22 protein-coding genes are annotated in these 22,539 nt (G+C 70.7%); 13 read left to right on the top strand and 9 right to left on the bottom strand.

Annotation, left to right across the window (positions count from 1 at the left end):
- Positions 1 to 28: 28 nt before the first annotated feature.
- Together BLT25_RS12790 and BLT25_RS12785 are read left to right on the top strand one after the other, a co-directional pair.
- The gene (locus tag BLT25_RS12790) at positions 29 to 664 is read left to right on the top strand and encodes a DUF4126 domain-containing protein (RefSeq protein ID WP_091047571.1); all 636 of its coding nucleotides are present in this window, start codon (positions 29 to 31) and stop codon (positions 662 to 664) included.
- A complete protein-coding gene (locus tag BLT25_RS12785; protein WP_091046379.1) occupies positions 661 to 1,983 on the top strand; it encodes a phytoene desaturase family protein in 1,323 nt (440 codons plus the stop codon). The genes BLT25_RS12790 and BLT25_RS12785 overlap by 4 nt, the downstream gene beginning before the upstream one ends.
- Here the strand turns inward: BLT25_RS12785 and metF are convergent.
- Complete coding sequence (gene metF, locus BLT25_RS12780; protein WP_091046377.1) at positions 1,980 to 2,870, bottom strand: methylenetetrahydrofolate reductase [NAD(P)H]; 891 nt, start codon at positions 2,868 to 2,870, stop codon at positions 1,980 to 1,982. The genes BLT25_RS12785 and metF overlap by 4 nt on opposite strands.
- A gap of 34 nt (positions 2,871 to 2,904) precedes the next feature.
- On the opposite strand from metF, the gene BLT25_RS12775 reads away from it, so the two are divergent.
- Complete coding sequence (locus tag BLT25_RS12775) at positions 2,905 to 3,990, top strand: polyprenyl synthetase family protein (RefSeq protein ID WP_091046374.1); 1,086 nt, start codon at positions 2,905 to 2,907, stop codon at positions 3,988 to 3,990.
- 116 nt (positions 3,991 to 4,106) lie between these two features.
- On the opposite strand, the gene BLT25_RS12770 is transcribed toward BLT25_RS12775, so the two are convergent.
- Together BLT25_RS12770 and sigK are read right to left on the bottom strand one after the other, a co-directional pair.
- Positions 4,107 to 4,784, bottom strand: coding sequence for an anti-sigma factor (locus tag BLT25_RS12770; RefSeq protein WP_091047569.1), 678 nt, complete (start codon positions 4,782 to 4,784; stop codon positions 4,107 to 4,109).
- The gene (gene sigK, locus BLT25_RS12765) at positions 4,774 to 5,376 is read right to left on the bottom strand and encodes an ECF RNA polymerase sigma factor SigK (protein WP_091046373.1); all 603 of its coding nucleotides are present in this window, start codon (positions 5,374 to 5,376) and stop codon (positions 4,774 to 4,776) included. The genes BLT25_RS12770 and sigK overlap by 11 nt, the downstream gene beginning before the upstream one ends.
- A gap of 101 nt (positions 5,377 to 5,477) precedes the next feature.
- Between sigK and BLT25_RS12760 the strand changes: the two genes are divergently transcribed.
- Positions 5,478 to 7,010 (top strand): molybdopterin-dependent oxidoreductase, encoded by a 1,533-nt coding sequence (locus tag BLT25_RS12760; RefSeq protein WP_091046370.1) that lies wholly within the window; start codon positions 5,478 to 5,480, stop codon positions 7,008 to 7,010.
- Here BLT25_RS12760 and BLT25_RS12755 read toward each other — a convergent pair whose 3' ends face one another.
- Genes BLT25_RS12755 through BLT25_RS12745 form a run of 3 tightly spaced genes read right to left on the bottom strand, consistent with a single transcriptional unit; the run spans position 7,011 to position 8,263 of the window.
- Positions 7,011 to 7,433: a barstar family protein gene (locus tag BLT25_RS12755; protein ID WP_091046368.1), complete on the bottom strand. Its 423-nt coding sequence runs from the start codon at positions 7,431 to 7,433 to the stop codon at positions 7,011 to 7,013. It lies immediately after the preceding gene.
- A gap of 7 nt (positions 7,434 to 7,440) precedes the next feature.
- Positions 7,441 to 7,857 carry a guanyl-specific ribonuclease gene (locus tag BLT25_RS12750; RefSeq protein WP_091046366.1) on the bottom strand — a complete coding sequence of 139 codons (417 nt, stop codon included), beginning with the start codon at positions 7,855 to 7,857 and terminating at the stop codon, positions 7,441 to 7,443.
- Between the two features lie 34 nt (positions 7,858 to 7,891).
- Entirely contained in the window at positions 7,892 to 8,263 is a 372-nt protein-coding gene (locus BLT25_RS12745; RefSeq protein WP_091046363.1) for an Rv2175c family DNA-binding protein, read from the bottom strand.
- Between the two features lie 113 nt (positions 8,264 to 8,376).
- Here BLT25_RS12745 and pknB point away from each other — a divergent pair, with 113 nt between their 5' ends.
- The 5 genes from pknB to BLT25_RS12715 all read left to right on the top strand — a co-directional run bounded on the left by pknB (position 8,377) and on the right by BLT25_RS12715 (position 15,229).
- Complete coding sequence (gene pknB / locus BLT25_RS12740; protein ID WP_143033734.1) at positions 8,377 to 10,512, top strand: Stk1 family PASTA domain-containing Ser/Thr kinase; 2,136 nt, start codon at positions 8,377 to 8,379, stop codon at positions 10,510 to 10,512.
- A gap of 2 nt (positions 10,513 to 10,514) precedes the next feature.
- Complete coding sequence (locus tag BLT25_RS12735) at positions 10,515 to 11,420, top strand: deoxyribonuclease IV (RefSeq protein ID WP_256328573.1); 906 nt, start codon at positions 10,515 to 10,517, stop codon at positions 11,418 to 11,420.
- 239 nt (positions 11,421 to 11,659) lie between these two features.
- Entirely contained in the window at positions 11,660 to 12,577 is a 918-nt protein-coding gene (locus BLT25_RS29875; RefSeq protein ID WP_176883841.1) for a hypothetical protein, read from the top strand.
- An 8-nt stretch (positions 12,578 to 12,585) separates the two neighbouring features.
- Complete coding sequence (locus tag BLT25_RS12720; protein ID WP_091046355.1) at positions 12,586 to 13,053, top strand: GNAT family N-acetyltransferase; 468 nt, start codon at positions 12,586 to 12,588, stop codon at positions 13,051 to 13,053.
- 133 nt (positions 13,054 to 13,186) lie between these two features.
- The gene (locus BLT25_RS12715; protein ID WP_091046354.1) at positions 13,187 to 15,229 is read left to right on the top strand and encodes a beta-N-acetylhexosaminidase; all 2,043 of its coding nucleotides are present in this window, start codon (positions 13,187 to 13,189) and stop codon (positions 15,227 to 15,229) included.
- A 58-nt stretch (positions 15,230 to 15,287) separates the two neighbouring features.
- Here the strand turns inward: BLT25_RS12715 and BLT25_RS12710 are convergent, their stop codons facing one another.
- Both BLT25_RS12710 and BLT25_RS12705 read right to left on the bottom strand, forming a co-directional pair.
- A complete protein-coding gene (locus BLT25_RS12710; RefSeq protein ID WP_091046351.1) occupies positions 15,288 to 16,628 on the bottom strand; it encodes a class II 3-deoxy-7-phosphoheptulonate synthase in 1,341 nt (446 codons plus the stop codon).
- A 110-nt stretch (positions 16,629 to 16,738) separates the two neighbouring features.
- A complete protein-coding gene (locus BLT25_RS12705; RefSeq protein WP_091046348.1) occupies positions 16,739 to 18,202 on the bottom strand; it encodes an APC family permease in 1,464 nt (487 codons plus the stop codon).
- Positions 18,203 to 18,346: 144 nt separating this feature from the next.
- Between BLT25_RS12705 and BLT25_RS12700 the strand changes: the two genes are divergently transcribed.
- Genes BLT25_RS12700 through BLT25_RS12685 form a run of 4 tightly spaced genes read left to right on the top strand, consistent with a single transcriptional unit; the run spans position 18,347 to position 22,003 of the window.
- Positions 18,347 to 19,189, top strand: a complete 843-nt coding sequence (locus BLT25_RS12700; protein WP_091046346.1) for a DUF1028 domain-containing protein — start codon at positions 18,347 to 18,349, stop codon at positions 19,187 to 19,189.
- Positions 19,186 to 20,655 carry an FGGY family carbohydrate kinase gene (locus tag BLT25_RS12695; RefSeq protein WP_091046344.1) on the top strand — a complete coding sequence of 490 codons (1,470 nt, stop codon included), beginning with the start codon at positions 19,186 to 19,188 and terminating at the stop codon, positions 20,653 to 20,655. Before BLT25_RS12700 ends, BLT25_RS12695 begins: the two co-directional genes overlap by 4 nt.
- Positions 20,652 to 21,134: a hypothetical protein gene (locus BLT25_RS12690; RefSeq protein ID WP_143033733.1), complete on the top strand. Its 483-nt coding sequence runs from the start codon at positions 20,652 to 20,654 to the stop codon at positions 21,132 to 21,134. The genes BLT25_RS12695 and BLT25_RS12690 overlap by 4 nt, the downstream gene beginning before the upstream one ends.
- Positions 21,131 to 22,003 (top strand): metallophosphoesterase, encoded by an 873-nt coding sequence (locus tag BLT25_RS12685; RefSeq protein ID WP_091046340.1) that lies wholly within the window; start codon positions 21,131 to 21,133, stop codon positions 22,001 to 22,003. Before BLT25_RS12690 ends, BLT25_RS12685 begins: the two co-directional genes overlap by 4 nt.
- 8 nt (positions 22,004 to 22,011) lie before the next feature.
- Here BLT25_RS12685 and BLT25_RS12680 read toward each other — a convergent pair.
- The coding region (locus BLT25_RS12680) for an HNH endonuclease (protein ID WP_143033732.1) at positions 22,012 to 22,539 on the bottom strand (528 nt) is incomplete at its 5' end.

Genomic DNA, 22,539 nt, shown 5'->3' with positions numbered 1-22,539 from the left:
TGTCGGTGCCGTACGCCAAGATGTCCCCATGGAATCTCTAGCGCTGACCTTCTCCAGCGGGTGGGCCAGTGGCATCAACGCCTATCTGGTCGTGCTGGTGCTCGGCATCGTGCAGCGCACGACCGGGGCCGAGGAGATCCCCGACGTGCTCGGCACCTGGCCGGTGCTGGCGGCAGCGGGGGCGATGTTCGCGATCGAGTTCGTCGCCGACAAGGTGCCCTACGTCGACTCCACCTGGGACTCGATCTCCACGGTGATCCGGCCCACGATCGGCGCGGTGATCGGCGTTCTGCTCGCCGGTGAGGCCGACTCGCTCAGCGCGGCCGTCGGCGGCGTCGTGGGCGGCACCTCGGCGCTGATGTCCCACCTGGTCAAGGCGAGCGAGCGGCTGGCGGTCAACTCCTCCCCCGAGCCGGTCTCCAACTCGGTGGTCAGCCTGGCCGAGGACGGCCTCGTCCTCGGCGTGGTCTGGTTCGCGACCGAGCACCCGTTGGCCGCCGCCGGCATCGCCGCGGTCCTGCTGGCGGCCGGTCTGGTGCTGATGTATCTCCTCCTCCGCGCCGTTCGCGGGGGCTGGCGCAGGCTGACCCGGCGCGGAAGACGGGGCGCGCCACCGTCGCAGGGCCCCTCCGACGGCACCACCAAGCCCTACCCCGTCCAGTGACGGGCGTCGTCGTCCTCGGGGGCGGGTACGCCGGGATGGCCAGCGCCGCCAGGCTGGCCAAGCTCGGCCACTCGGTGACCCTGCTCGAGGCCTCCGGTGAGCTCGGCGGCGCTCTGGTGCCGGTGCGTGAGGAGGGGTTCACCTGGGACGCCTCGGCGACCTCGACGCTGCTGCCCGCGGTGATGCGCGACCTGTTCCGCAAGTCCGGGCGGCCCGCGGAGCGTGAGCTCGAGCTGGTGCCGATGGACGTCGTCCGCGAGCACCGGTTCGCCGACAAGACCTCGGTCGCGGTGCCCGGTGGCACCCGCGGGGCGCAGCTGGCGGCCTTCGACGAGCTGGGCCCGGGCATGGGCCAGCACTGGACCGACTACGTCGCCAGGTTCAGCGAGGACTGGGAGGTGCTGCGCCAGCACTACTTCGAGGTCCCGTGGGAGCCCTCGGCACTGCCCTCGGCTGTCGCGGAGCGGTTCCGGTCGCGCGAGACCCTCCACAAGCGGCTGCGCAAGACCTTCAAGGACGAGCGGCTCCGGCTGGTCGCGGCGCACCCGTTCGTCGCGGCGGGGCAGGAGCTGCGTGACGTACCTGCCTGGGCGGGGCTCACCGCCTACCTCGAGCAGCGCTTCGGCGCCTGGCGGGTCGAGGGCGGGATGGGGGTGGTCGCGGAGGTGCTCGCCGCCCGGATGACCACCCGCCGGGTCTCGGTGCAGACCGCGACCCGGGTGGAGGACATCGTCGTACGCGAAGGACGAGCGGTCGCGGTCAGCACCACCTCCGGCGAGATCGATCTCGGCGCCGACGGAGCGGTCGTGGTCGCCTTCGACCCGCGCTCGCTGCCGGCCCTGCGGCCGCTGGTGGACCGCACGTTGCCGGCGATCCCGCCGATGACGTTCCACCTCGGGCTCTCCTCGCTGCCCGAGCATCTGGTCGATCTTCCCGACGAGCTGGTGCTCCACGGCGAGCCCACCCTGGTCGTACGCACCCGCGGGCTCGCCCCCGAGGGACAGCACGCCTGGACGATCCACTCCTACGGCAAGCTGATGGAGGACGTCCTGCTGGCGCTGGCGCGCCACAAGATCGACCTGCGCGAGCACGTCGTGCACCGCGTCGACCTGGGCGCCGCCGAGCTCGTACGCCGCTGGCGCGGGTCGCCGCTGGGTGTGAAGTGGGCGGGGCGCGGGACGGTGTTCCAGCGTCTCGGGCCGCGCACCCCGCTCCCCAACGTCTACGCCGCCGGCGCGCACGCCACCCCGGGCTCCGGGCTGCCGTACGCCGGCCTCTCCTCGGCGCTGGTCGCGCAGTCGATCGGGCCTGCTCGTTAGACCGTCACGTTGAGCTTGGCGAAGATCTCCAGCGTCGCCTTGGAACGGTTGAGCGTGTAGAAGTGCAGCCCGGGAGCGCCGCCGTCGAGGAGCTCCTGGCACAGCTCGGCGGCCACGACGATGCCCTCGGCACGGATGTCGGCCGCCTCGGGGCCGGCAGCACCGAGGCGCTCGACGATCTCCTCGGGGACCTCGGCGCCGATCAGCTCGCTCTGGCGCCGGATGGCGGCGAGGTTCAGGATCGGCATGATCCCCGGCAGGATCGGGATGTCGACGCCGCGGGCGCGGACGCGGTCGACGAGGCCGAAGTAGTCGGCCGCGCGGAAGAACATCTGGGTGACCGCGAACTCGGCGCCGGCTTTCGCCTTGGCGACCAGCACGTCGGCGTCGGCCTCGAGCGACTCCGCGCTCGGGTGGCCCTCGGGGAAGGCTGCGACGCCGATGCGGAAGTCGCCGCGCTCGCGGGCCAGCTTCACCACATCGATCGCGTAGTCGAGCCCGCCCGCGGTCGGGGTCCACTCGGCGCGCGGCCCCTCGGCGGGGTCGCCGCGCAGCGCCATCACGTGCGCGACTCCCTTCGCCGCGTAGGAGTCCAGGATCCCGGCGACCTCGTCGCGGGTGTGACCGACGCAGGTCAGGTGGGCGACCGGCAGCAGCTCGGTCTCCGCGGCGATCCGGCCGGTGATGGCGACCGTCTTGTCACGGGTCGAGCCGCCGGCACCGTAGGTGACGCTCACGAAGGTGGGGCGGTAGGGCTCCAGGGCGCGCACCGCGTTCCACAACTGCTCCTCGCCGGCCTCGTCCTTCGGCGGGAAGAACTCGAAGGAGAAGGAGCGCTCGCCTTGGTTGATCAGCTCCGCGAGGGAGCGTCCACGTCCAGTCACCATCGGGCCATCGTAGTGAGTGCCCTAGGCTCGGAGAGTGAATGAAACGTGGGACGCCGATGAATTCCGCCGTCGCGTCCAGGGGGCGCTGGACACCTTTCTCGAGACCCAGTCCGAGCGGCTGGTTCCGCTCGGCGACGAGGTCGAGCCGCTGCTGCGCCGGGCTCGGGAGTCGATGTCCGGCGGCAAGCGGCTGCGGGCGGCGTTCTGCTACTGGGGCTTCCACGCGGTCCGCCCCTCACCCTCGCCGGGAGAGGAGGAGTCGCTCGTGCGGGCGGCTGCCGCGCTCGAGCTGCTCCAGGCCTCGGCGCTCGTCCACGACGACGTGATCGACGACTCCGACACCCGGCGCGGAGCGCCGGCCGCCCACCGCGCGTTCGAGGCCGACCACGCCGCCGCGGGCTGGCCGGGCCGGTCCCGCGCCTACGGCGATGCCGCTGCTGTGCTCCTCGGGGACCTGCTGCTGACGTGGGCCGATGAGCTGCTGCGTACCGCTGGGTTCGGGGCACCCGAGACCGCCGCCGCGCTGTCGGTCTTCGACCACACCCGCAGCGAGGTCATCGCCGGGCAGTTCCTCGACATCACCGTCCAGGCGCGCGGCGCGGCGGACGTGGAGGCCGCGATGAAGGTGGTGCGCTACAAGGCGGCCAAGTACTCCGTCGAGCGCCCGCTCCACGTCGGCGCCGCCCTGGCCGGAGCCTCCCCGGAGCAGATCGAGGCGCTCTCGGGCTACGGCCTCCCCGTCGGCGAGGCCTTCCAGCTCCGCGACGACCTCCTCGGCGTCTTCGGCGACCCCTCGGTCACCGGCAAACCCGCCGGCGACGACCTCGTCGAGGGCAAGCGCACCGTCCTGGTGGCCCTCGCCCTGGCCGGGTCGACCCCTGAGGACGCCGACCTGTTGGACCAGGCCCTCGGCCAACCGCTCAACGCGGACCAGGTCGCGGCGCTCCGTGCGCTCATCACCTTCTCCGGCGCCGAGCAGCAGGTCGAGAAGACCATCACCGAGCTCGCCGCCCAGGGTCTCACCGCCCTCGACGACGCCAAGGCGTCAGGTGTCCTCGACGCGAACGCCGCCGAAGTCCTCCGCGCCCTCGCCACCGCCGCCACCCAGCGAACGGTCTGAGGCCGAGCCGTCACCCCCGTCGGCCGAAGCGTCACCTACGTCGGCCGAGTTGGCGCACTGATGCCAACTCGGCCGACGTAGGTGACGTCTCGGCCGACCTAGCTGACGTCTCGGCGTCAGAGGCTCTCGGCGGGCATCTGAAAGATGACGTTCGCCGACGGTTCGTCGGAGCCGCCCATGGGTTCCATGGTGACCATGAGATCCCCGTCCTCGACGGGTACGGCGACCGACATCTCCTCGTCGAGGACGCCGGCGGACTCCATGCCGGCCTCGGTGTGCCACCAGACCTGGTAGGTCATCCCGGCGGGGCGGTCGAGATCGGCGGTGTCGACGGCGACCATGCGCATCTCGTTAGACATCGCGACCATCAGCTCGCCGTCGGAGGTCTCCTCCTTGTGCATCCGCGCATCGGGGGCCGACATCACCTCGGCGGCGGTCATCGCGGGCGGGTCGTCATCGCCTACGACGACGCCGACCGTCACGCCGACACCGACGACCAGGGCCGCGACCGCGGCGATCACGCCCGCGATCCGGCGACGACGGGGGCGGCCCGCGGCGACGGCGGGCGGGAGCTGCGGAGTCTCCGAGGCCGTACGCATCACCCGGGCGCGCAGCGATGCCGGCGGCGTCTCGGCGACCTGACCGGCCAGCGAGGCGGTCGCCGACCGCAGCGAGTCGACCTCCTCCCGGCAGTCGGGGCAGGCAGCCAGGTGCGCCTCCACCTCCGCGCGCTCCTCGTCCTCCAAAGAGTTGAGCAGGTAGGCCCCGACCAGGCCATGCACGTCAGGCGCCATCCTGCACCTCCAGGCAGTCTCGAAGACGGATCAGCCCGTCCCGCATCCGCGACTTGACCGTCGGCAGCGGCCGGCCGAGCAGCTCGGCGACCTCGGGATAGGTGAAGCCCTGGTAGTAGGCCAGCCGCACGGCCTGGGACTGCAGGGGCGTGAGGGAGTCCAGGCAGCGGCGTACGCCCTCGTGCTCCGACGCCGTGACGACGGCGTCCTCCGGGCCGGCGACGTCGGTCGGCTCACGCCGGGCGGCGTGCTCCTCCCGAGCCCGCGAGGCCTGCGTGGAGCGCACGGTGTCGACCGCGCGACGGTGGGCGATCGTCAGCACCCACGTCCGGACGGAGCCGCGCGAGGGGTCGAAGCGGGCCGCCTGGCGCCACATCTCGGTGAACACCTCCTGGGTCACCTCCTCCGCCCGCGAGGGGTCGCGAACGACCCGCCGGGCGACGCCGAAGACGAGCGGAGCCAGGTCGTCGTAGAGCCGGCCGAAGGCATCGAGGTCGCCACCGGCGACCGCGGCGAGCACCGCCGCCGGGTCCAGGGCGTCATCGGGGTCCGGCGACGACTCCTCGCCCACGACCCGCAGCGCTCTTCGCATGCGCACCCCTTTCGACAGATGACCGATCTCGTCACGGGTTCGCAGCCGAAGAGTGGGAGGATTGGTCCCATCCGACCATCGATCGGCCACGAACCCACAGCATGACATCTCGCAATGTCCTCGGACGTCCTCCCTACGCCCCCCTCGCGGGGATCGCCGCCGGTGTGCTCGGCCTCGGCGTCGCCGAGCTCATCGCCGCCCTCGCCGGTGGTGCCTCGCCCCTGCTCGCGCTCGGCGACCGGGTCATCGACCTCACCCCGCGCTGGCTCAAGGAGGCGGCGGTCGCCACCTTCGGCACCGCCGACAAGCCGATCCTGCTCGCCTGCGTCGGACTGGTCACGCTGGTCCTGCTCGGGGTCGCCGGCGCCCTGGCCGTACGCCGCCCCGCCCTCGGCGTGGGCATGCTGCTGCTCCTCGGGGCCATCGACATCGCCGCCCTCCTGGCCGACCGGGCCGACAACGGGAGGACCGGGGTCATCGCGCTGGTGATCGGCCTCGCGGTCGGCATCACCGCACTGATCCTCCTCACCCGGACGCTGCGCGACACCGACGGTCCGGCCACCGAGGCAGAGGCACCCGAGGGCTTCGACCGTCGCAGGTTCCTGGTCGCCGCGGCGGCCGTGACCGCTGCGGGCGCGGCCGGCGGCGTCGGCGCCAAGGTGGTCACCGGACGCCGGCTCCCGGTGACGAACGTGGCCATCCCGGCAGCCGTCTCCCCCGCCGCGCCCCTCCCGGCAGGCGCGGAGCTCCGGATCGACGGGCTGACGCCCCACCTGACCCCCGTCGACGACTTCTACCGCATCGACATCGCCCTGCTCACCCCACGCGTCGACGTCACCGACTACCGCCTCAAGATCCACGGCCTGGTCGACAGACCGATCGAGCTCACCTACGAGGACCTGCTCGCGATGCCGCTCTACGAGCGCCGCGTGACGATCTGCTGCGTCTCCAACGAGGTCGGCGGCGACCTGATCGGCAACGCGACCTGGACCGGCGTACGCATCCGCGACGTCCTCAAGCGCGCCGGCCTCTCCCCCGACGCCGACGCGGTGAAGTCCACCGGTGCCGACGGCATCACCATCGGCACCCCGCTCGAGGCACTCACCGACGGCCGCGACGCCCTGCTCGCGATCGCCCAGGACGGCGAGCCGCTGACCCGGGACCACGGCTTCCCGGTACGCATGGTCGTCCCCGGCCTCTACGGCTACGTCTCGGCGACCAAGTGGCTCACCGACCTCGAGGTCACCCGCTTCGCCGACTTCCGTGCCTACTGGACCGACCGCGGCTGGTCCGCCGAGGGCCCGATCAAGACCGAGTCCCGCATCGACCTCCCGGGCGAGGACACGATGCCCGGCGAGGTGACCGTCGCCGGGGTCGCGTGGGCGCAGCACCGCGGCGTGAGCAAGGTCGAGGTACGCATCGACGACGGCCCCTGGCAGCCCGCCACGCTCGCCGCCGAGGACAGCATCGACACCTGGCGCCAGTGGACCTACCGCTGGGACGCGACCGAGGGCGAGCACCGGATCCAGGCGAGGGCGTACGACCGCACCGGGACTCCGCAGACCGCCGACGAGGCGCCGCCCGCTCCCGACGGAGCCACCGGCTACCCCACCCGCACGGTCAACGTCGGGTGATCAGCCCAGGTCGGTCAGGTCGGTGTCCGGACCGTCCCCGCGCAGCAGCACGGTGAACGCCGGCCGGCTCTCGGAGATCTCCGCCGACCGGTCCTGGAGCACCCGGACGATCTTGTCGAAGCCGGCACGATCCGCGTACGCAGCGCACCCCCACGTCTCCCACAGCAGCACCGTGGGCGCGGCGAGGTCACGAAGCGAGTCCCAGAGCGCGTCGAGGTTGCGGCCGAAGTGGGCCGGGAACCCCAGCGCGGCGCCGATGGCGCCGAGCACCTCGTCCTTGGTCTCGGCCACGTCGGCGATCTGCGCCAGCGACCAGCCGGCGCCGGTCACCGACTCGGAGAGGTCGGCCGCGGCCAGCTCGGTGTGCCAGCGATACACGCCGGGATCGACCTTGCCGGCCAGAAGCCCTGCCAGTCCACTCATGTCTCCATCACCCCCGGTCGATCCGTGAGAACGACTCGTAGTGGTCCTCGGTGAAGTAGAACTCCCCACCCTCGCCTGTGACGATACGCCGTGCGCCGCGGTCATCGGAGCCGGGCGTCGGCACGGTGTACTCCGCGTAGTAGCCCGACGCCTCCTGCGGCAGGATCCCTTCGCGGTTGCCGAAGGTGCTGCCGTCCTTGCCCGGGTAGGGGAACGGGCCGCCGGCGTCGATCAGCTCGAGCGTCTCCACGCCCTCCGGCGGCAGGTCGGCCTCCGCGATCCAGGCGAGCCCACTCTCGGGGTCGGTGCCGGTCCTGCCGCCACCTCCCGAGCCGGAGTCACCCCCGGAGCCGCCTCCGCATCCGGCGACCAGCGCCATCAGGACGGCGAGCAGCAGACCAACCAGGGCAGACTTCGACCTCACGAGGTTCCTCCGAGACGTACGGAACAGGCGGCCTTCAGAGTGCCATGGCCTGGGCCCGGCGCTTGACCTCCGACCCGCGGTTCTCCCGAAGCGCGTCGATCGGGCGACCGGGAAGGTCGTCGTCGAGGAAGAGCCAGGCGATGATCTCGCGGTCGTCGTAGCGTCCGTCGTGGAGCACGTGCAGCAGCCCGCTCAGGCCCTTGACCGGCAGTCCGTCCTGGATGAACAGGGCCGGGATGTGCTGGCCCTTCACCCCCGGAGGCACCGCCGCGGCGAGCTCGTGCTCGCGGATCATGGTGCGCACCTTCCCCACCGTCACACCGAGCTGCGACGCGGCCGTGGCCCAGTCGATCCACTCGTCCACCAAGACCCCAAGATCCTGCTCTGCCAGCCGCAACTCGCTCATAACGATCACATTACCGGCCCGGGTAGCCGGTCCGGAAAGTCGTGAGTGGGACCCGCTGGTCCGTACCATTGCCCGGTCCGGAATACTTCTCCGACCGGAGACAGGAGGATCGCGTGGCTAGTGAGGCGGACCCCCGTGACGACGTCATCGGGCGCCACGGCGGAGGCTCGGCTACCGCATCCGACCCCCTTCTGGGCAAGGTCTTGGGGATGCGTTACCGGATCGTCGAGAAGGTCGCGAAGGGCGGTATGGCGACGGTCTACGTCGCCCACGACATGCGGCTGGACCGCATCGTCGCCGTCAAGGTCATGCACCAGGACCTCGACGAGGAGGGCAACTTCGCCGAGCGGTTCGTACGCGAGGGCAGGTCGGCCGCGAAGCTCTCCCACCCCAACGTGGTCGCCGTCTACGACCAGGACGAGGACGACGGCGTCGCCTTCCTCGCGATGGAGTACATCGAGGGCCACACGCTTCGCGACACCATCGCCTCGCAGGCTCCGCTGGGCGCGGCGAAGGCGCTGGCCTACATCGAGCCGATCCTGAGCGCGATGACCGCCGCCCATGCGATCGGGATCGTGCACCGCGACATCAAGCCCGAGAACGTGCTCATCACCACCGGCGCCGCCTCGATCTCGCAGCGGGTCAAGGTCGCCGACTTCGGTCTGGCCCGGGTGATGAACAACAACTCCAACGACGCCACCACCGGCAACCTGGTCGGCACCGTCTCCTATCTCGCGCCCGAGCTCGTCACCGAGTCCAGGTCCGGGCCGCGCACCGATGTCTACGCCGCCGGCGTCGTCCTCTACGAGCTGCTCACCGGCCGCAAGCCGCACAGCGGCCCCTCGCCCGTCGAGGTCGCCTACAAGCACGTCCACGAGGACGTCCCACCGCCGTCGAAGGCCGCTCCCGGCATCCCGCGCTACGTCGACGCCCTCGTCGCCCGCGCGACCGCCCGTGACCCCGAGCTGCGCCCGGCCGACGCCGGCGTGCTGCTGCGCATGGTCAACCGCGTCATGGCCACCCTGTCCGCGGGCATCTTCGACGACCCCGACCTCACCGCCGACCTGGCACTCCCCAGGGCCGGCGCACCCGATCAGGGCGCCCAGGCCGGCGCCGACTCCCCGGCACGGTTCCACGACGAGTCCGGCTCCGAGACGACCGCGGTGCTGCCCGCGCTCGGCCTCAGCCCGTCAGGACCCTCAGGGCCTGCCGGACCGTCCGGTCCGCCGCCGGGTCGTCCCCCGGGTCCGCAGGGACCGCCCCCGGGCGTCGGACTCCCCGCGGGCGCTCGGCTCTCGCTGAGCGAGCCCGAGGAGAACGTACGCATCGCCCCGACCCCCACGCAGCCGAAGCAGCGCTGGAGCATGCCGGCGACGTGGAGGGGCCCGATCGCGATCGGCGCCGCCGTGGTGGCCGTCGCGCTGGTGGCGGGCGGGCTGTGGTGGTTCATCGACGGCCGTTACGAGCGGGTGCCGTCGGTGGCGGGCCTGAGCAAGGCCGCCGCGACCACGCAGCTGCAGGACGCCGGCTTCGAGGTCTCGGCCAACACCGAGTTCTCCGACACCGTCGAGAAGGGCGTGGTGATCGACTCCGACCCCGGCCGCGACGACAAGGCGCTGCCCGGATCGACGGTCGAGATCAGCGTGAGCAGGGGCGTGGAGGAATACTCGGTGCCCAAGGTCAAGGGCATGCTCGCCGACGAAGCCCAGGACGAGATCCGCGACATGGGTCTCAGCGTCGGCGACCCGATCGAGAAGTTCAACGACAACGTCCCCGAGGGCCACGTCATCAACTCCCAGCCGCGCCCCGGCACCCTGGTGCGGCCCGGCAAGGCGATCGTGCTCGTGATCAGCAAGGGCCCGGCCCCGGTCGCCATCGTCGACTGGACCGGCCGCAGCGCCGACCGCGCCAAGAAGTCGCTGGAGGCCGACGGTCTCAAGGTCGAGATCGAGGAGGAGGAGAGCCAGGAGATCCAGCCGGGCACCGTGCTCAGCCAGAGCCCCAACTCCGGCACCCTCCCCCGCGGCGAGACCGTGACCCTCGTGGTCGCCAAGGGCCCCGACTCCGTCCCGGTTCCCAACGTCGTCGGCAGCCACAAGGACGCCGCGAAGCAGGCACTCGAGGCCGCCGGGTTCAAGGTCAAGGAGGAGCAGGAGGATCTCTCGCTCGGCCTCGGCTACGTGACCCGTCAGGAGCCCGCCGAGGGCGAGGCGCCGTACGGCTCCGAGATCACGATCTGGCTGAACTGACCTTGACCCCTGCCACACGCAATCCGATCGGCACCCACGTACAGGTCGGCAAGGGCCTGGTCGCCGGTGCCCTCGCCAACACCGACGCGGTCGGCGGCGAGACCCTGCAGATCTTCGTCGGCAACCCACGCGGCTGGGCGCTCTCGGCCGGGAAACCGGCCGAGGACAAGGCGTTCCGGGCGGAGATCGAGCGACGCGGCATGCGTGCCTTCGTCCACGCTCCCTACCTGGTCAACCTCGGCTCGCCGACCCCGGCGACGTACGAGAAGTCGGCTGCCCTGGTCGCCCACAACCTCCGCCGCGCCGCCGACATCGGCGCCGAGGGGGTCGTCGTCCACACCGGCTCGTTCGTCTCGCCCGACGGCGATGCGAGCGAGAAGTACGCCGTCGCGATGAAGCAGGTGCGCGAGGCGCTGCTGCCGGTGCTCGACGACATCGAGGCCGAGACCGCGCCGTGGCTGCTGCTGGAGCCGACCGCCGGCCAGGGGCGCTCGCTGTGTGCGGGTGTCGAGGACCTGCCGGCCTACCTGGCGGCCGTCGACTTCCACCCCAAGGCCGGGATCTGCCTGGACACCTGCCACGTCTTCGCCGCCGGAGCCCCGCTGGACGAGCCCGGTGGCGCCACCGCGTGCGTCGAGCGGATCGTCGAGATCGGCGGCCCGGGCCGGCTCCGGCTGATCCACGCCAACGACTCCAAGGACGTACGTGGCAAGCACCTCGACCGCCACGAGCAGATCGGCCGCGGCCACATCGGCACGACGGCTTTCGAGGAGCTCTTCGCGCATCCGGCGACTGACGGAGTCCCCTTCATCCTGGAGACTCCCGGCTCTCGCGACGCCGACAACCCCGATATCCCCCTGCTCCGTGATCTGCGGGCATCAGCCCAAGGTCAAGGGCGGGTGACCTAGGCTTGGGAACGCACGGGAGTGATCTTCGACGCCATGGGGGTGGCATGAGCAGCTGCGCACAGTGTGGACACCGACTGTCCGATGAGGCGGCGTGCCCGATGTGTGGTCTCGAGGTTGCCGCGGAGCCCGACCGAACAGCCGAGGCTGACTCCACCGATGTAGAGGAAAGGACGCCACCCGTGTCCGCTGCTGAAGCGAAGCCCGAAGCCATCAACTCTGCTGAAGCGAAGCCCGAAGCCATGAGCTCTGCTGAAGACGAGCCCAACGAGGCCACCGTGATCCGGAAGCCCGTCGAGTCGACCGCCCCGGAGGCCGTCGAGGACGTGCCTGACGCGGAGCAGACCTCACTGAGCCTGCCTCGGATCAGCGCCTACGGCGACGACGACTTGCCGGGTCCGGCATCCTCGGCGGCCTCCACGGCCCCGAACGACGAGCCCACCGAACGCACCTCGCGGCGCCAGGCGCCCTCCGTCGAGGAGAAGCTCGACACCGACGACGAGCCCGACGGGACCACCGCGGTCCGCCCGGCGTACGCACCGCCGACCGCCCCGCCGCCGACCACTCCCCCGCCGGCACACGAGCCGGCCGTCGCGGAGCAGGCCGTGATCCCCGACCCCGAGCCCTCGCCCGTCCCGGACCCCTCGCCCTTCCCGGAACCGACCCCGGTCCCGGAGCCCGAGCCGGTCCCCGACCCGACCCCGGAGCCGGGTCCCCTTCCCGGGCCCGAGCCCGTCCCCGAGCCCGAGCCGGTCTCCGAGGCCACCGCCGAGGCGGCGTACCAGCCGTTCGTCCAGCCCTCCGGGATGCTCGTCCAGGAGTCGCCCAACGGGCGGGCCCGCCACTGGGCCCCGCCCGAGGAGCAGGAGACTGCGGCCGGGCAGATCTACGAGACCGAGCCCGCCTACGCGACCGGCTATGCGGAGGACGCCTACGCAGGCGAGGACGCCGGCGACTGGCAGACCGGTTACGGCTACGTCGGCGAGCAGGAGCCGATCGAGCAGGACTTCGGCGACTACGGCGCGCAGCAGGAGTACGTCTCCTCGCTGATGGCCGCCGAGGCCGAGGACAACCCCTCGACCTGGATCGTGCTGCTGTGGGTGGGCGCGATCTTCATGATCGTGATGCTCGTGCTCGGCATCTGGCTGATGACGCTGTAGCCGCCTAGATGCCGAGAATCATCGTCGCCGAGATCGACAGCGACGAGCAGCGCGCTCTTGCGCTCGACGTCTGGCAGGCAGCCAACGCCGCCCGCCGACGCACCGCCACCGAGGCCCGGATCCGCCGGGTCCGCGAGAAGCTGGACGCCGCCGAGCTGGCACTGCTCGCCCACTACGGCACCCGTCCGGCAGGGATGCTGGTGGCCGAGACCTACCTGGTCGAGGGCGTACCCCTGCCGGGCTACGGTCACATCTCGATGGTCTTCGTCGACCCCGCCGTCTGGGGCTCCCACGTCGGCACCGAGATGATCCGCGACCTCCAGTCACGCGGCTGGGAGGGCCTCAGCGTCTGGACCCGCACCGACAACCGGCGCGCCCAGCGCCTCTACGAGCGCACCGGCTTCACCGACACCAGCAACCGCAGCACCCTCCACGACGGCGACGAGATCATGCAGCTCGCCTGGGCACGGGGCTGAGTGCCGGGCAAGAATTAATTTGTTGAGCGAATTTACGAAAACCCTGTCGAGGGGCCGGCGCGTCACTACGCTCGCCCGGAGCAGCACAACTTCTTGATACTCGCCGCGTCGCCGCGGCAGAGAGGAATGTTGAATGTCTCGCTCGATACTCGCCGCAGCTGCCGCTCTGAGCCTCGCCGGCTGCCTGGTCGCCATGGCCCCGGTGGCCACCGCATCCACCCCCACCTCCGCCCCCGACTCCCCCGTCCCCGGCCTGGTCCCGCTCCCGGTGCAGGTGGCCGAGCAGTCCGGCCCCGACTTCGTCCTCACCCCCGGCACGCGCATCCTCGCCCGCGGGGAGGCCGCAGCGGTCGGGCGCCTGCTCGCCACCACGCTCCGTACGTCGACCGGCTATGCCCTGCCGGTCGTCTCCACGCGCCCGAAGCCCACCGATCTGCAGCTGGTCATCGACCCCGGTGCCGACTACGGCCAGGTGGCGGGAAACCCCGAGGCGTACGCCCTCTCCTCCGGCCGCTCGGGTCTGCGGATCAGCGGGGCGACCCGGCACGGGCTCTTCAACGGCACCCAGACGCTGCGCCAGCTGCTCCCGGCCTTCGCCAGTTCGCCCGTACGCGTGCACCAGAGGTGGAGCGTGCCGGCCGTGAAGATCCTCGACGCGCCCCGGTTCGGCTACCGCGGGATCATGATCGACGTCGCCCGGTCGTTCCAGACCGTCGACGAGGTCAAGCAGATCATCGACGCCGCCGCCTCCGCAAAGCTGTCGGTCCTGCACATCCACCTGGCCGATGACCAGGGTTGGCGCATCCAGATCACCAACGACGGGCGCGCGGCCGGCGACGACATCGACTACACGGCGCTGACACGGGAGTCGGGCGGCACGGCGGTCACCTCCAACCCCTACCAGGCCCTGGACGGCCACACCGGCTACTACACCCAGTCCCAGTACCGCGACCTGGTCGCCTACGCCGCCGAGCGCGAGATCGAGATGGTCCCCGAGGTCGACATCCCGGGCCACACCAACGCGGCGCTGCACGCGATCCCGCAGCTCAACACCGCGGGCTCGAGCCACACCGGCACGGCCGCGGAGCCGGTGGCGCCGGTCAACAGCACGATCGACGTCGGCTACTCCTATCTCGACCCGTACGCCGAGGTCAGCTACACCTTCGTCCAGCACGTCTTCGCGCAACTGGCCGAGATGACCCCCGGCGACTACCTGCACATCGGTGGCGACGAGTCGCATGCCATGACCGCCCGCTACGGCCACCAGGGCTATGTCGACTTCGAGAAGCGGGCCGTGGAGATCGTGCACGACCTCGGGAAGAAGACGCTGGGCTGGAACGAGTACTCGGAGACGACCCTCACGCCCGGCGACGGGGTGCAGTACTGGGCCGGCTCGACCGACTTCGCCAAGCGCGCCATCACCGAGGACGGCGCCAAGCTGCTGGTCTCACCGGGCAACAAGTCGTACCTCGACATGAAGTACAACCCCAAGACGCCGATCGGGCTGTCCTGGGCGTGCTCGGGCTCGTGCGACTTCCCGGACTACTACGCCTGGAGCCCCGAGAACGTCATCCCGGGGGTCGGTGACGACGACATCCTGGGCACCGAGGCGCCGCTGTGGTCGGAGACCGTCCGTGGCGTGAGCGATGCGGAGTTCATGATGTTCCCGCGCGCCCTCGCGCACGGGGAGGTCGGCTGGACCCAGGAGTCGCTGCGCGACGGGGCCGACTTCGCCCGCCGAGTCGCCGACGTCGGCACCCGACTCAACACCGCCGGCACCAACTTCTACGACGGCCCCCACGCCGCCTGGTCCACCGCCGTGACCGGCACCGATGCAGTCGTACGCCACGGCTCCCCGGCCACGATCGCGGCAGGTCTGCTCGCCGCACCGGGCACGAAGACGGACGGATCCACGGTCGCCGTCGACGCGGTCGACGACGCCGACGGCCTGGGCGGCTCCGCGCTCACGGGCGCGCTCGACGCGACGGTCCGCTTCGGTGACGGCACCCCCGGCGTACCCGCGACCTTCACCACGACCGCCCCGCGCGACGGGCTCCACGCCGCGGGCGTCTACCGGATCAGCGCCTCGCACCGCTACGCGCGACCGGGCACCTATCGCGGCACGGTGACGACCTCGGACGGTCGCACGGCCACCTTCACGGTCAGGGTCCGCTGACAGATCCCCGCAGCCGGCGCGTCCTGTCTCGCAGGACGCGCCGGCTCGGCGTGCGGGGCTACTTGTTGCGGAGCATCTCCGCGACCTGGAACGCCATCTCCAGCGACTGGACCCGGTTGAGACGCGGGTCGACGACGGACTCGTAGCGGTGCACGAGACCGGCCTCGTCGAGCTCCTCGCCGCCACCGATGATCTCGGTGACGTCGTCGCCGGTGTTCTCGACGAGGATGCCGCCGGGGACGGTGCCGAGGGCGTGGTGGACGTCGAAGAAGCCCTGGACCTCGTCGAGGACGTCCTCGAAGCGGCGGGTCTTGTAGCCGTTGGAGGTGGAGAAGGTGTTGCCGTGCATCGGGTCGGAGATCCAGGTGACGTTGACGCCTTCGGCGGTGATCTTCTCGACCAGCCCGGGCAGCCCGTCGCGCACCTTCCCCGCGCCGAAGCGGGTGATGAAGGTGAGCCGGCCCTCCTCGTTCTTCGGGTTGAGCTTGGCGGCCAGCGCGAGCGCGTCGTCGGGGGTCGCGGTGGGGCCGAGCTTGCAGCCGATCGGGTTGTTGAGGTGGCGGAAGTACTCCACATGGGCACCGTCGAGCTGACGGGTGCGCTCGCCGATCCAGACGAAGTGGCCCGAGACGTTGTAGGGCGTCTCGGTGCGGGAGTCGATGCGGGTCATCGCGTGCTCGTACTCGAGCAGCAGCGCCTCGTGGGAGGAGTAGAAGTCGACCCGGTGGAACTCCTCCGGGTCGGCGCCGATGGCCTCCATGAACGCGATCGCGCGCTCGATCTCGGAGCCCATCGCCTCGTACTTCGCGCCGACGGGCGAGTTGCGCACGAACTCGGAGTTCCAGGTGTGCACCTGACGCAGGTCGGCGTAGCCACCGGTGGTGAAGGCCCGCACGAGGTTCAGCGTCGAGGAAGAGGCGTGGTAGACGTCCAGCAGCCGCTGGGGGTCGGGGATGCGGGACTCCTCGGTGAACTCGAAGCCGTTGACGGCGTCACCGCGGTAGGCCGGCAGGGTCACGCCGTCGCGGGTCTCCATGTCGGAGGAGCGCGGCTTGGCGTACTGCCCCGCGAGCCGGCCGATCTTCACGACCGGGACCGAGGCGGCGTACGTCAGGACGACGGCCATCTGCAGCAGCACGCGCAGCTTGTTGCGGGTGTTGTCGGCGGTCGCCTCGGCGAAGACCTCGGCGCAGTCGCCGCCCTGCAGGATAAACGCCTCGCCGCGGCCGGCGGCGGCGATCGAGCTCTTGAGCTGGTCGCACTCCCCCGCAAAGACGAGCGGCGGCTGGTTCCTCAGCTTCTCGACCGCCGCAGCCAGCGCGGCCGGGTCGGAATAGGTCGGCTGCTGAAGGGCTCCGATGGCGTGCAGCTGCTCGAGGGAGGGGAAGGCGTCGTTCACGAGCCTCAGGGTACGCGGCTCACCCGGTTGTTACGAAGTCATCTCAGACACGACAGGGCCGGCGTACGTCCTCAGCAGAACGTAGGCCGGCCCTGATCGAGGTCACCCGGTTACTTGTCGTCCTCGGGGTTGACGTCCATGTGCTCGATGTCGCTGAAGTGCGGCGGCTCGTCGTCCTTGTTGGCGAACTTGTTGACGAGCCACGTGATCGCCCACAGGATCACGCCGATGACCATCAGGCCGCCGGCGATCTCGTAGACGATCCCGTCGCGGTCGACCCACGGGCCGGCCAGGTAGATGCACAGGATCGCGGCGATGGGCGGCAGCCACCTCGGCGCGGTGAAGAACGCCTTTTCGGTGTCGGCACGTCGGTTGCGCAGGACCACGCAGGCGATGTTGACGATCGCGAAGACGCACAGCAGGAGCAGCGCGGTCGTCGAGCCGAGGTTGGAGACGATGTTGCTGTCCGGGTCGCTGGAGACGTACCAGATCAGGCCGAGCGCCAGCACCGTGGTGAAGATGATGGCGATGTAGGGCGTGCGGCGGCCGGGTAGGACCGCGCCCAGCTGCTTGGGCAGAACCCGCTGCTTCGCCATGCCGTAGACGAGCCGGCTGGCCATCAACATGTTGATCAGCGCCGTGTTGGCGACGGCGAAGACCGCCAGGAACGGGAACACCTTGTCGATCGGGAAGTCGGGAGCACCCTTGGCGACCACCTCGAGCAGAGCCCGGCCCTCGGACTCACGGATGGTCTCGAGCTCTCCGGGGGTCAGGACGCTGACGACGGAGACCGCGACCAGGATGTAGAGGAGCGCGGCGGCACCCAGGCCCATGAACATGGTGCGCGGGAAGATCCTCTCCGGCTCCTTGGTCTCCTCGACCATGTTGACCGCGTCCTCGAAGCCGACCATCGCGAAGAAGGCGACCGAGGTCGCAGCGGTGACCGCGAAGACGACGCCCATGTTGGAGTAGTCGTCGAAGGAGATCAGCTCCGACATCTCCGCCTCGCCCTGGGCGATCACGTAGAAGCCGACGCCGATGACGATGCACAGGGCGACCATCTCGACGAGGGTGAGGACGATGTTGAACTTCACGCTCTCACCCACGCCACGCAGGTTGATCAGCGCGAGCAGGACCATGAAGCCCAACGCGACCAGAGTGACGACGCCCTCGCTGGGCGCATCCATCCAGCCGTTGATCTCCAGACCGCCGAAGAAGTTCTGCGCCAGCGTGTTGGCCGAGGTCGACGCGCTGGTGATGCCCGAACAGGCGACCGCGAAGGTCACCATGAAGGTGAGGAAGTGGATGCCGAACGCCTTGTGCGTGTAGAGCGCGGCACCGGCGGCGCTGGGATACTTCGTCACCAGCTCGAGGTAGGAGAACGCGGTCATGGTGGCCACCACGAAGGCGAGCAGGAACGGCAGCCACAGGATGCCGCCCACGTAGCCGGCCATGGTCCCGGTGACGGCATAGACGCCGGCTCCCAGGATGTCACCGACGATGAAGAGCAGAAGGAGCCAGGGCCCCATCACTCTCTTCAGCTCGGGTGCTTCTTCTTTCGCCAGGGTTGTCATGATGTCCTTCCTGGTCACGTTCGAAACTCAGTTCCGAAATTGGGATGAAGGGATCCCTCAATCAAAGCCCAAGCTCGCCGTCAGGTGTACGACAATTCGTCAACACGCCGTAACCGGACGAAATTTCGCGGATAGGGTCGCGCCATGACCTTCTCCATCGTCGCCAGAGCAGTTGATCCAGGCACCGGGGAGCCCACCTGGGGTGTGGCCGTCGCTTCGAAGTTCCTCGCCGTCGGATCGGCCGTTCCGGCCGCTGTCGCGGGGGTCGGAGCCATCGCCACCCAGGCCGAGGCCAACGTCGCCTACAAGGGTCTTGCGCTCGCCCACCTCGACGAGGGTGCGACCGCTTCGGTCGCCCTCGAGAGGCTGCTGGAGGAGGACGAGCGACGGGACCACCGTCAGGTCGGCATCGTCGACGTCGACGGCAACGCCGCGTCCCACACCGGATCCTCCTGCTTCGACTGGGCGGGCGGCCGGACCGGATCCACCGAGGATGGGGCGTACGCGATCCAGGGCAACATCCTCACCGGCCCCGAGGTGGTCGAGGCGATGGAGGCCGCCTGGCTGGCCTCCTCCCCCGAGGAGCCGCTGCAGCACCGGCTGCTGGCGGCCCTGGCCGCGGGCGACGAAGCGGGCGGCGACAGCCGCGGGCGGCAGAGCGCGGCTCTCCTGGTGGTGCGCGAGGAGGCCGGCTACGGCGGCAACGACGACATCGCGGCCGACCTCCGGGTCGACGACCACGCGGCGCCGATAACCGAGCTCAAGCGGCTCCTGGACCTCAGCGACTTCTACCTGACCGCCTCGACCGAGGCCGAGAAGGTGCAGGTCACCCCCGAGATCGAGGCCGAGGTGGAGACGTACGCCGCGGCGAACGGCGCTTCGGGCTTCCTCGCCTGGGTCGCCACCGAGAACTACGAGATGCGGGTGGCGGAGGACCTGTCCTGGATCGACCGGCGCATCCTCGACATCGTCAGGACGCCGAAGTGAGTGCGATCCTCGCCATCGACGCCGGCACCACCGGTGTCACCGCCCTGATCGTGACCGAGAAGGGCGAGGTCGCGGCCCGGGGCTATGAGGAGTTCGACCAGCTCTTCCCGAGCCCGGGCCGCGTCGAGCACGTGCCCGAGGGGATCTGGCAGGCGACCCTGGAGGCGTGCCGTACGGTCCTCGCGGCCCACGGCAAGGACGACCTCGTCGGCATCGGGATCACCAACCAGCGCGAGACGGTCGTGCTGTGGGACCGGGAGACGCTCGGCTCGCCGCGGCGGGCGATCGTGTGGCAGGACCGGCGCACGACCGCGATGTGCTCCTCGATGGCGGACCACGACGCTCGTGTCCGGGAGCTGACCGGGCTCCGTCTGGACCCCTACTTCAGCGCGACGAAGCTGGTCTGGATCCGTGAGAACGAGCCGCACACCTGGACGCACGTGGAGTCGGGGCGCTACGCGATCGGCACCGTCGACTCCTACCTCATCGCCCGGATGACGCGCGGCCTGCACCACGTCTCCGACGTCTCGAACGCGTCGCGGACGCTGCTGTTCGACATCAACACCAACGACTGGTCCGACGAGCTGTGCGACCTGTTCGGGGTGCCGCGCGACGCGCTGCCCGAGATCGGCCCCAACTGGGGCGAGGGCGTGGTCACCGACCCGCGCTCCTTCCTGGATCTCTCGCTGCCGATCGCCGGGGTGGCCGGGGACCAGCAGGCGGCGCTGTTCGGGCAGGCCGCGTTCGAGGTGGGCGACTCCAAGTGCACCTACGGCACCGGCTCGTTCGTGCTGACCAACACCGGCACCACGCCGCAGCGATCGGACTCCGGCCTGCTCACCTCCCCGGGTTGGATGTCGCCGTCCGGTGAGGTGACCTACGTCCTGGAAGGCTCGATCTTCGTGACCGGCGCCGCGGTGCAGTGGCTGCGCGACGGCCTGCAGATCATCGGCTCGGCCGCGGAGACCGAGGCCCTGGCGCGCACCGTCACCTCGTCCGAGGGCGTCGTGTTCGTGCCCGCTCTGACCGGTCTGGGCGCTCCGCACTGGGACCCCGACGCCCGCGGCACGATCATCGGCATCACCCGCGGCACCACCCGCGCCCACGTCGTGCGGGCGACCCTGGAGGCGATCACCTTCGAGGTACGCGACGTGATGGCCACCATGCCGACACCCGTCGCCTCGCTCAACGTCGACGGGGGTGCGGCCGCCAACGACCTGCTGTGCCAGCTGCAGGCCGACCAGCTCGGCGTCGACGTCTCCCGGCCCCGCTACGTCGAGACCACGGGTCTGGGCGCGGCCTTCCTCGCCGGCCTCGGGGTCGGCGTGTGGTCCTCCTTCGACGAGATCCGCGAGACCTGGGCCCTGGACCGCACCTTCTCCCCCGACGCCTCGCGTCGCGAGGCGGCCGATGAGGCGTACGCCTCCTGGACCAGGGCCGTCGAGCGCTCCCGGCAGTGGGCGTGAGCACATCACGGCGCACGCTCCCGTGGTGGGGGTGGGCGCTCGTGGCGGTCGCCGTGTTCGTGGTGATCACGGTGATCGGGCTCATCGGACTCGTCGGGCTGCTCGCCACGTTCGACTCGGACGTCCGCTCCTCGGCCGAGCCGACGAAGGCCGACTGTGCCGATCTCGCGCAGTCGGTCGGTCAGTCCGGCCTGCCGACCGGGACGTCGGCCGCGACCTGCACCTACCTCGGCTTCCAGGACTGGCGGATCGAGGGCACGATGACCGTCTCCCGCGCCGATCTCGACGCCTGGCTCTCGCAGCTTCCTGGCGCCCCGGTGCTGGGCGAGGCCGGCTCCATCGACGCCGACGCGGTCGCGTGCGTCCAGGTCGACCTCACCCAGGTCGGGGACGAGGTCGACGCTCACTACCTGGACGTCGCCGTTCTGAGCCAGAACGACGGCGTCGCCGAGGTCCTCATGGCAGCCTTCACCACGTGACCCGGATCCTGCATCTCTCCGACACCCATGTCTCCGCGAGCGGCGTCGACATGGATGGTGTCGATGCCCTCGCCGCTCTCGACGCCATCCTGCGCGACGCCCGCCACGTACCCGGCCTGGACGCCGTCGTCGTCAGCGGTGACATCGCCGACGATGGCTCGGCCGCCGGATGCGGCGCGGTGCTGGAGCGGGTGGGCGCGTTCGCGGCCGAGCGCGGCATCCCCCACCTCTACTCGACGGGCAACCACGATGCCCGCGGCCCGTTCCGCGAGGTGCTCGGCAGCGGACACCGGGACCCGGACGGGAGCGACCGCGGTCGCCTGCTGGACCCGGACTCGGACCTGTGCGCGGCGGTCAGCTTCCTGGGCGACCTCAGGGTCATCACCATCGACAGCCTGGTCCCCGGCAAGACCCACGGCTTCCTCGACGAGCACCAGCTGGCCTGCCTCACGAACGAGCTGGCCACTCCGACACGCGACGGAACCGTTCTCGTCCTCCACCATCCGCCCCTCCATCTCGCCTCGCTCCCCTACGTCGCCGATGTCGTCCTCCGAAACATCTCCGCCCTCGGCCGAGTGGTGCGCAGCAGCGACGTACGCGCCATCCTCACCGGACACCTGCACTTCCAGGTCAGCGGATTCCTCGCCGGCGTACCCGTCTGGGTGACCCCCGGCATCGTCACCCGCATCGACACCACCGCTCCCCCACATCTCGTACGCGGCGTGCTCGGTGCCGGCGCGAGCGTCGTCGACCTCGCCGACCCGGCCTCCCCCACCTTCCACGTGCTCTCCGCCCGCGACCCCCGTGCGGGTGAACAGGTCTACCTCTACGACCCCGCCTCCGGAGAGGACGTCGCCGACGAGCTCTGAGCGCTCGCTCAGGCCGCGGCCTCGTAGTCGAGCAGCAGGTCACGCAGCCCGAACTCTGCCCGGGACAGGGGTGGTGGGGATTGTGCCCAGGTGTCTGGTGGCGGGCTCGTATAGGTGTGGCCCGTGGGTGTGACGGTGGTGATGCTGCCGTCGGGTCCTGGTCTGGCCTGCCAGCCGAGGGCTTCCTTGGCTTGGTTGCACCTTTCGCACAGGCCCTGCAGGTTCTGGGCGCTGGTTTCGCCACCGTCGGCATGGCGTTCGATGTGGTCGATGTTGCGGATCGGGGCATCACAGCCGTTGGTGCGACAGATCCCGCCGTCACGGGTGGTGATGAACTCGGCCAGTCCGTCGGGTGCCTTCCTCGACTTCGACTCCATGGCGACCAGTTGCCCGGCCGGGTCGGCGAACAGACGCCGGACGAACACCTCGGCATCGGTGAGCGCGTCGCGGGCCCAGGCGGCGGGGACGGGTCCGTAGCCCTCGACCACGGCGGGCTGGTCGGCGTCGTTGGTGAGGGAGTCGGCGGTCATCACGAT

It is taken from the genome of Nocardioides sp. YR527 (genome assembly GCF_900101045.1).
Lineage (GTDB): Bacteria > Actinomycetota > Actinomycetes > Propionibacteriales > Nocardioidaceae > Nocardioides.
The sequence above is the reverse complement of the archived record's forward strand: the minus strand, read 5'-3'. Positions and strand labels throughout refer to the sequence as shown.